At 60.9% G+C, this 7,774-nt stretch carries 12 protein-coding genes and 1 pseudogene; 6 read left to right on the forward strand and 7 right to left on the reverse strand.

Features of this window, described 5'->3' with window-relative positions:
- Positions 1-391: 391 nt before the first annotated feature.
- Both ABZU75_RS44210 and ABZU75_RS44215 read right to left on the reverse strand, forming a co-directional pair.
- Entirely contained in the window at positions 392-628 is a 237-nt protein-coding gene (locus ABZU75_RS44210; RefSeq protein ID WP_355568777.1) for a hypothetical protein, read from the reverse strand.
- On the reverse strand, positions 625-1,044 hold the full coding sequence (locus ABZU75_RS44215; protein WP_355568780.1) for an ATP-binding protein: 420 nt from the start codon (positions 1,042-1,044) through the stop codon (positions 625-627). Before ABZU75_RS44215 ends, ABZU75_RS44210 begins: the two co-directional genes overlap by 4 nt.
- A gap of 251 nt (positions 1,045-1,295) precedes the next feature.
- Between ABZU75_RS44215 and ABZU75_RS44220 the strand changes: the two are divergent.
- From ABZU75_RS44220 to ABZU75_RS44230, 3 genes and pseudogenes are all read left to right on the forward strand, one after another.
- A pseudogene (locus tag ABZU75_RS44220) lies at positions 1,296-1,448 on the forward strand (helix-turn-helix transcriptional regulator); the annotation flags it as partial.
- Positions 1,449-1,461: 13 nt separating this feature from the next.
- Positions 1,462-2,124, forward strand: a complete 663-nt coding sequence (locus ABZU75_RS44225; RefSeq protein WP_355568783.1) for a DUF5753 domain-containing protein — start codon at positions 1,462-1,464, stop codon at positions 2,122-2,124.
- Entirely contained in the window at positions 2,106-2,327 is a 222-nt protein-coding gene (locus ABZU75_RS44230; RefSeq protein WP_355568786.1) for a DUF397 domain-containing protein, read from the forward strand. The genes ABZU75_RS44225 and ABZU75_RS44230 overlap by 19 nt, the downstream gene beginning before the upstream one ends.
- 135 nt (positions 2,328-2,462) lie before the next feature.
- Here ABZU75_RS44230 and ABZU75_RS44235 read toward each other — a convergent pair whose 3' ends face one another.
- On the reverse strand, positions 2,463-3,344 hold the full coding sequence (locus ABZU75_RS44235) for a hypothetical protein (protein ID WP_355568789.1): 882 nt from the start codon (positions 3,342-3,344) through the stop codon (positions 2,463-2,465).
- 174 nt (positions 3,345-3,518) lie between these two features.
- Positions 3,519-4,061: a hypothetical protein gene (locus ABZU75_RS44240; protein ID WP_355568792.1), complete on the reverse strand. Its 543-nt coding sequence runs from the start codon at positions 4,059-4,061 to the stop codon at positions 3,519-3,521.
- A gap of 63 nt (positions 4,062-4,124) precedes the next feature.
- On the opposite strand from ABZU75_RS44240, the gene ABZU75_RS44245 reads away from it, so the two are divergent.
- Both ABZU75_RS44245 and ABZU75_RS44250 read left to right on the forward strand, forming a co-directional pair.
- Positions 4,125-4,346, forward strand: coding sequence for a DUF397 domain-containing protein (locus ABZU75_RS44245; protein WP_355568795.1), 222 nt, complete (start codon positions 4,125-4,127; stop codon positions 4,344-4,346).
- Between the two features lie 310 nt (positions 4,347-4,656).
- On the forward strand, positions 4,657-4,959 hold the full coding sequence (locus ABZU75_RS44250; RefSeq protein WP_355568798.1) for a hypothetical protein: 303 nt from the start codon (positions 4,657-4,659) through the stop codon (positions 4,957-4,959).
- Positions 4,960-5,134: 175 nt separating this feature from the next.
- Here the strand turns inward: ABZU75_RS44250 and ABZU75_RS44255 are convergent, their stop codons facing one another.
- Together ABZU75_RS44255 and ABZU75_RS44260 are read right to left on the reverse strand one after the other, a co-directional pair.
- Positions 5,135-5,707, reverse strand: coding sequence for a hypothetical protein (locus ABZU75_RS44255; RefSeq protein ID WP_355568801.1), 573 nt, complete (start codon positions 5,705-5,707; stop codon positions 5,135-5,137).
- Between the two features lie 320 nt (positions 5,708-6,027).
- Positions 6,028-6,246, reverse strand: a complete 219-nt coding sequence (locus ABZU75_RS44260) for a hypothetical protein (protein ID WP_355568804.1) — start codon at positions 6,244-6,246, stop codon at positions 6,028-6,030.
- A gap of 134 nt (positions 6,247-6,380) precedes the next feature.
- Between ABZU75_RS44260 and ABZU75_RS44265 the strand changes: the two genes are divergently transcribed.
- The gene (locus ABZU75_RS44265) at positions 6,381-6,602 is read left to right on the forward strand and encodes a DUF397 domain-containing protein (RefSeq protein ID WP_355568807.1); all 222 of its coding nucleotides are present in this window, start codon (positions 6,381-6,383) and stop codon (positions 6,600-6,602) included.
- Positions 6,603-6,774: 172 nt separating this feature from the next.
- On the opposite strand, the gene ABZU75_RS44270 is transcribed toward ABZU75_RS44265, so the two are convergent.
- Entirely contained in the window at positions 6,775-7,650 is an 876-nt protein-coding gene (locus ABZU75_RS44270) for a hypothetical protein (protein ID WP_355568810.1), read from the reverse strand.
- Positions 7,651-7,774: the final 124 nt, after the last annotated feature.

A 7,774-nucleotide genomic window follows, 5' to 3' on the forward strand; every position in this document is an offset into this window, starting at 1 on the left:
CCGGCACGCCCAGCCCAAGGTCAGCTTCGCAGCCAGCTCCCCGATCCGCTCATGGACCAGTTATCCCGCCAAGGTTGCGTGACGCGCCACTAGCCCCGTTTTCCGCATGTGCCGCGTCGTCGCAGGTCGGCAGCTATACCTGATCCAGTACATCGGGTAATCGCCCCAGGTCAATCGGGATCACGTGCGGAATACAGGACTGGCGGTGAGCCTCCCGCCTCGGACCCGAACACCGTCGCCTCACTCCTCGAAGTGGCCCGGGGCATTGATTCGCTCTCCCGACAGACATATGGATTACGCAATTTGGCCGCTTGAGGAAAGGGCGGGGGCGGTCGTCAACATATGACACCTCGCGATTGATTAGATCAACGGCCTGCTCGACCGCCGGACCTCAGCCCACGAACGACTGTCCCGGCGGCCGATTCTCGCGCCTCCTCTCGGCTGTCAGGCGGCGGGCCATTTCACCGAGGGTGGTCGTGCACATCACGTTGGACAGGCCACTCTCCTCGGACAGACCATGGCGGCGTACCGCGTAGTAGCCGCCTCCGGCCGCCTCGGAGATGAGCCACTGCCTGCCGTACCGGGCGATCAGGATGGCCATCTCCCCGGGGGCCGGCACGTCGGTCACCGTCGCGCCAGCCGGAACCAGACGACGCGGCCCGCCGTGCCCTCGTGCCAGCCCCAGGACATGGCCACCTCACCGACCAGCCAGAGCCCGCGGCCGCCCTCGGCGTCCTGGTCCGGCTCGGCCGGGATCTTGGGCGCGCAGGTGGCGGAGCCCTTGTCGGCCACCGCTATCTGGACGGTCTCGCCGCAGTTCGCGACCACGATCGTCACCAGCCTGCCGGCGCGTCCCGACTCCGAGTGTCTTACCGCGTTCGACACCAGCTCGCTGACCAGAAGCTCGGCGTCGTACGTATCCCGCCGGCCCGAGTTCTCCAGCACGCCCCTGACGTATCGCCGGGCTGCGCCGACCGACTCGGCCACCCCGGGCAGTTCGACACTGCCCAGCAGACCGAGCGCGGAAACCGCTTCGGCGCCCATTCGATCACCGCCATTCCTGCGAGGTGCCAGGCGCTCAGAAAACGCCTGTCACATGTCTCCGTTAACCAGGCGAATTGTCCATTTAATTCCTTGACGTCGTCTGGATAAACGCTTGGCACCATAGAGTGCACAGAGTTAGGCTGCCATTACAGAAAGAATCGACCGACAAATGAACGACGACCCCCTACGTATGGTGTAGCCATTTGTCATTTATTTGACGGCCGACGTCATCAAAACGTTGGAGAGATGACATGGGAAACGACCTCGACCCGCGACTGACACCGGCCCAGCGCTTCGGCCGCGAGCTGGCACGGGCCCGCAGGGAGGCGGGTCTGTCACAGACCCGGCTCGGCACTCACCTGGGCGTCTCGTCGTCGCTCATCGGCCACATCGAGATCGGCAACCGGAACCCCAGCCTTGACCTGGCGGCCCGCTGCGACGAGTTCTTCAAGACGGACGACCACTTCACCCACCTCTGCCGGAACATCACCGCCCCCCACCGGGCCGCGCTGGTTCCTCAGATGGTCCGAAGAGATCGAACCCCGCGCCCGCGTGCTGCGCTGCTGGGACCCGCTCCTGGTCCCCGGCCTGCTCCAGACGGAGAACTACGCACGAGCCGTTTTCCGGGGTGGTCTGGCCACCTCAGAACAGGAGATCGAAGATCAGGTCAGCGCTCGCATGCGGCGGCAACTCATCCTCAGAAAGGAGAGCCCTCCCGTTCTATGGGCACTTCTCGACGAGTGGGTGCTCCGTCGCCCTATCGGCGGCCGAGAGGTTATGTACGAACAGCTCGACCATCTCGCTGCCATCGCTGGTTGGCAGAACGTGAAAGTGCAACTCGTCCCCCACGACACTTTCTGCACTGCGGGCCTGATGTCCGGGTTCGCTCTCGCCGAACTGCCGGACGCGCCCACCACTGTCTCCATAGAGTCATCGGGAGCTGGCGAGGTGTCAGCGGAACATGCTTTGGCATCGTTCATCTGGGATAGATATGACAGGATCCGAGCAGAGGCACTTCGTCCCAGCCAGTCGCTAGAGATGATCAAAGAAGCGAGGGACCAATGGAAGCAACAGACCTGATCGGCCTCGACCTCTCCAAGGCCGCCTGGAAGAAGAGCTCCCTCAGCGGCGACAGCGGTGGAAACTGCGTCGAAGTCGCCGGCAACCTCCCCGGAGCCATAGCCGTCCGCGACAGCAAGAACCCCACCGGCCCAGCCCTCACCTTCACCCCGACCGAATGGCGCACCTTCCTCACCGCCGTAAAGTCCGGTCACTTCGACTGACCGGCAAGACCGCTCTTTGCGGCTGGATCTCGAATACCTGCTCGGAGATCCGCTCTCGCCTCAAAACCATACGCACCCGACCGTCCCAACGGTCGGGTGCCGTTTTGATGCGGGGCAGCTTCCCGGAGGTACCACTCACTCAGGCTCTCGCCCGCGCTCGACGATGTGAAGGGTGCGGACCTCCGGCTTTGCGAGCAGGTCAAGCGCCCGGTCACGGCTGTGTAAGTTGGCAATGAAGCCATAGACTTTTCCTCGTGCCGCCGCTTCCCGCAGTAGGCGCAGATCGAGCCCCAAATTCGCCAGGCTTGCACTGTCTCCGTCCTTGAGAACGCTCACCCATTTCCGAAACTGCGAAACAGCAGACTTGATGCTGCAGTCATGATCCACGAATATCGTCGCTTCGCACCCACCTAAGCCGGGCCACCAGTACAGCGGCTTTCCATTCATTGACTGCGAACCCGACAAGAAGAAACGCTTAAATTCGAGATCCCAGGAAAATCCCAGTTTATCAAGATCCTCTTCGGCAAGAGGGGCGGCGAGCTCGACTATGACTGTGGTCAGAGCTTCGGGTTCAAGTGACCTCACCTGGATTTCCGCACTCTTCTTCGCGGAGAGATCGACTCCCTCACCACCCCGAAATTTCCTCAGGTAGCGCGTTAGCGACGATCCCGGAAATTCTGTCCTGTCGGTGTTACCGAATAAGTCCTGCGATATCTCCACAAAGCCAGGGTGGCGATCGGGCGTTATTTCATCCAGATGCGATCCGATCTCCGCTGTCATCGAAGTTCGAAAAAGCCCACGCTCGGCACCGCCCCCAAAGCTGACCCGATACTCGGGGTTGGCGACTTGCGCAGCGTTTCCCCACACAAAACCAAAATGCGTTGGGTCTGAGTTGGGACGGAACTGCACCCACGCAATCATTCCTGCCAGCAGAACAAGCACAACCACGACGACATTGCGGGCCCATCTGTCTATTGTGCTCATCATGAATCCCATTTCAACGGTCAAACTGCTCACAAAGCTACGTCGCGGCTCGGCACTGTAGAAGCTACGCCTACCGGAGGGCACATACTGTCCAGGTCATCGTGCACCTCTCGCTAGAGGGCGGCTTCGTCCCACCGGGCAACAGGTTCCGCAACGATGACCTATCAACAAGGACTCACCGCATCAATGAGTTTCGGCCACGCCCAGTCAAGGGTCCACCTTGGGCAGCGGCGTTGCGAACGAACGTTTATAGACGTACCCGAACACGAAGAAAGCCTGCAGAACTCCCAGAACAAGCAACGGAATACCTCCCGGCCTGCGAGGAGCCCACTGATCGAAAACAACGACCACCCCTGAGACGATCACCAGGAACGTCGTCAGTGTGGCGACTAGTCGACCCCAGCGCTCGCTACGCACCGAATGCCTTCCCCGACGCAGAAGCCACCACAGCAACAGAGCCTGAAGTAACCCCGGCCAGAGCAACGACACCCACTCCGCGGTACCGCTGGTGAGAACCTGAGGGGTCAGGCTTTCCATCGCAAGATCTGTGGCAGCTGCGGCGACAGAGAGAGGGAGTGCCATAAATCCCATCAAGAGATGACCATAAAGATGGTCACCCAGCACCCCCTCCGAGGTCAACACAGCCAAGGAGAGCACGGACAAGGCATAGGTCCCTGCGATTTCCTCAGGAACCCAACGCAGCCAGGACGAAGGCTTCGGCCCTCCCCGACGATAGGATGCGTCTTTCACGTTCCCTCCACACACCGCAGGTACTTAATTTTCGATCCTGATTATGACCGATACGAGGTGATCATGGAAGCAACAGCCCTAGCCGGCCTTGACCTTTTCAAGGCCGCCTGGAAGAAGAGTTCCCTCAGCGGCGAGAGCGGTGGAAACTGCGTCGAAGTCGCCGGCAACCTCCCCGGGGCCATCGCCGTCCGCGACAGCAAGAACCCCACCGGCCCGGCCCTCACCTTCACCCCGACCGAATGGCGTACCTTCCTCAACACCGTTAAGTCGGGCCACTTCGACTGACCTGCAGGGCCACTCCAGGCTTTCGACTTCGTCTTTCTCCGAGGATCAGACGCGCCCGATCGTTCCAGCGGTCGGCTGTCGGTCTTTGAGCTTACCCGTAGGCCCTCCAGTCGAGTCCGTGCCATCAGCCGCAAATCAGCTGTGCGTAACGCGCGCTCCTGCGGCTTGTAGTAACGTCGAAATCAGTTTCTCTGAGCGGCAACGTCGCTTTCGGTCCCGATATATCGTGCGTGAAGTCGGAGGTGGTCACGATGCATCCGCTCTTATGACAGCCCCAGCCCGGGGCGTCATGGAGCCGAAAGGTGACCGTATGAGCAAGACCGACAAGACCCGGCCCTGGTGGGTACGGATGGCCGACGCGCCGATGGCGACCTGCCTGCCCGTACATGATCATCGGTTCGGGCCGTGCACGCTGCCGGACGAGATCACCGCCAACAACACGTCCCTGAGCCACCGCACGGGCGGCTGTTACTGGAGCGCCACCACCTACGCCTATCACCTGTTCAGTTATGGCGACGGGGGCCGGGAGTGGCACTACTTCCGGCGCGAAGAGCGCCGCCGCAGCCGTCACCAGGCACGCCGCGAACTGCGCACCCATCACGGCGAAGAGTGAAAGAAGGCGGAAGGCCGGATATCAGCGGGCACTGCCCCTTCCCTCCGATTCGAGGGGTTCGAGCTGATCGGGCCCGGCCTGTGCCGGTGCAGGACTGGCACATCGGGGCGGACGAGCCGCAGCCCCCTGCTGGACGGCACCCCGCAGCTGCGCGTGGACGGCGGGGTCGGCCGGCTCAGAGCTTGATGCCCTTGATGATCTTCGCCAGCTCGGGTACGAGGGGCCGGCTGGCCATCACGGTGACGACGACGCCCTCGCGCTCGACCCAGCCCGCATACCGGCCGTGGCCCAGCGCGCCGTCACCCACCTGGGTGAGTACCTGACGGCCACCGATCTTCACGGTCTTCGTGTCACCGGAGAACGTCCCGATGTCGAACGGCGCGTTCTTGAGCTGCGCCAGCTCGCTCGCCTTCGGCCAGCACACCACCCTGACCCACAGCGACCGCTGCCGGGGGTCCGTGTCGGAGTGGTCGTCACTCCACTGGTAGCCGTACTCGGTGATGCCATCGTGCTTGTTGACGACGACCTGGCCGTACGTGAAGCCCTTCGGGATGTGGTTGACGCGGACCCCCTTGATGGCGGTGACGCCCCTGAGCGGCTTGTCGGTCTTGCTGTCAAAGGACCGCTTCGCCTCCGCCTTGGTCGGGACGGGACAGGCGGGGCGCTCCGCAGCCTGGGCGGGGAGCGCTATCAGAGCCGCGGCGACGGGCAGTGCGGACAGGAGGGCAAGCTTCTGAATCTTGTTCATGCCGGCTTTGACTCGACAGGTGTGAGGAAAGTTCGGCTCTGTCGCTGATCTTGTGATGTGCTCTCCAGCTCCGCAGCAGGATCTGCCCGCTCCACCACCACGTCCGCCAGGTGAGGTAAGAAATCCTCGACGCCGCCTGTCGGAATGCACTCGGGAAGTGATCAAAGTCATGAGATCAGCGACAGGGCCTGTCGACTCATACCTGGCCCCTGGACGTGAACACCGCCTCCCGGGCACGCGGGCACGCGAATTAAATCGCTGGGCGAGCGGTGACGTGCCGCACGGAATCGGGCTGAGGGCAGTGATTCACCCGCTTGATTTCAGAATCTATTCTCGCGCTTCCTCTCGGTCTCCAGGCGGCGCGCCATTTCACCGAGGGGCGCCGTGCATATCACGTTGGGCAGGTCATTCCTGCCGAGAAACTCCTCGGACAGGCCGTGCCGGCGTACGGCGTAGTAGCCGCCTCCGGCCAGCTCGGAGATGAGCCAGTGCCTGCCATAGCGAACGATCAGATCGGACGCGTCGACCGCCGTCTCCATAGAGTCGGCGGGAGAAGGCGAAGTTTCAGCGGAACACAGTCTGGTAAGTGTCGTCTGGGATAGATATGACAGGATCCGATCAGAGGCACTTCGTCCCGGACAGTCGCTAGAGATGATCAAAGAAGCGAGGGCCAATGGAAGTAGCAGACCTGACCGGTCCTGACCTCTCCAGGGCCGTCTGGAAGAAGAGCTCCCTCAGTGGCGGGAGCGGCGGAAACTGCGTCGAGGTCGCCGGAAACCTCCCGGGGGCTGTCGCCATCCGCGACAGCAAGCACCCCGCTGGACCGGCCCTCGTCTTCGCCCCAGGCGAATGGCACACCTTCCTCACCGCCGTGAAATCGGGCCACTTCGACTGATTGGTTAGATCGCTCCCGGCAACTCAGTTCGGAACCTAGTGCCTCGCAGCGTCACGCGACGGCACACATCAACGACACAAGGAACATTAAAGGAAAGCCGCAGGGCCAATCACCGAGCATGAACTACTGATGAATCAAGGCCAATATTGAGTAGCAAATCGAGTCCGGGCGATCAGTATTCCAGGATTACATCAGTCACTCTAAGCCACTGCACTCGGGAATCATCCTGAAGCTTTCGAAGATCTTCTGAGCTTGCAGTAATGACGAAGCCTTGGATCAGCCCACTAAGGGCATGTCTGCGAATATCTCTCAAGTCTAGACCAAATGCCTTTAGGGCCTGAGCATCTTCTTCTTCAAGCGAAGACGCCCAGCGCTGAAACTCCTCCACATGCGATGCTCGGCCGCCCGAGCACGGGAAACCGCGTGTATCGCATATACTGCCCGACCATGTTACCGGTTTCTTATCGACAGTTCCGCTTGCACTAAGAACAATCGCACTGACTCGGCTATCGAAAATCCCCCAGTCACTGTCGAGATCCTTTTCGCTTGCGGGAGCCTTCAAGCTCACAACCGCAGTTGCGTGCACCGGAGAATTGAGCGCGCTCAGCAATCTACTTGTGTATCGCCTTTGCCGCTCAGTCCTAACCGCATCTAATTTAAAGATACTATCAAGAGCTTGAGTGGTCAGTGTTTCATTCAGCGGCACCCATTTGGCGAGGGGATCAGCGCCCAGATGGATTGTGGTTGCCGAACGGTACCATTGCGGCGTGAACCTCAAATCTGGCACTCTAGGACTGATCAACATATCGATCGTACCACCCGCCCCATCGATATCGAAATCATCCGGATCCAAACCAAAAAAGTCGATGTAATATCCCGGATTCGCAATGCCAAACGCATTCACCAATACGCGACGAGCGTCAGCCGAATCGGAATATCGACTCCACGGGCCGCGCCAATAGGTGGAATTCAGCCATACACCCACCCCGACCATGCATATTAGTACCGCAACCAAAACGGCGCGCACTGGATTCAATGCTCTACTCACGCATTCCTCCTCATGTGATCTAGTACTTCAAGAATGCATGTCTCTTGAGATCCGAACACGTCTTAGATCCGCATCAGCTTTGCGATCCGAAATTCGGCAGGGAGGCGCCCTCCCCGGGGAGGGC

The sequence above is a fragment of the Streptosporangium sp. NPDC005286 genome, assembly GCF_040607515.1.
GTDB lineage: Bacteria > Actinomycetota > Actinomycetes > Streptosporangiales > Streptosporangiaceae > Streptosporangium.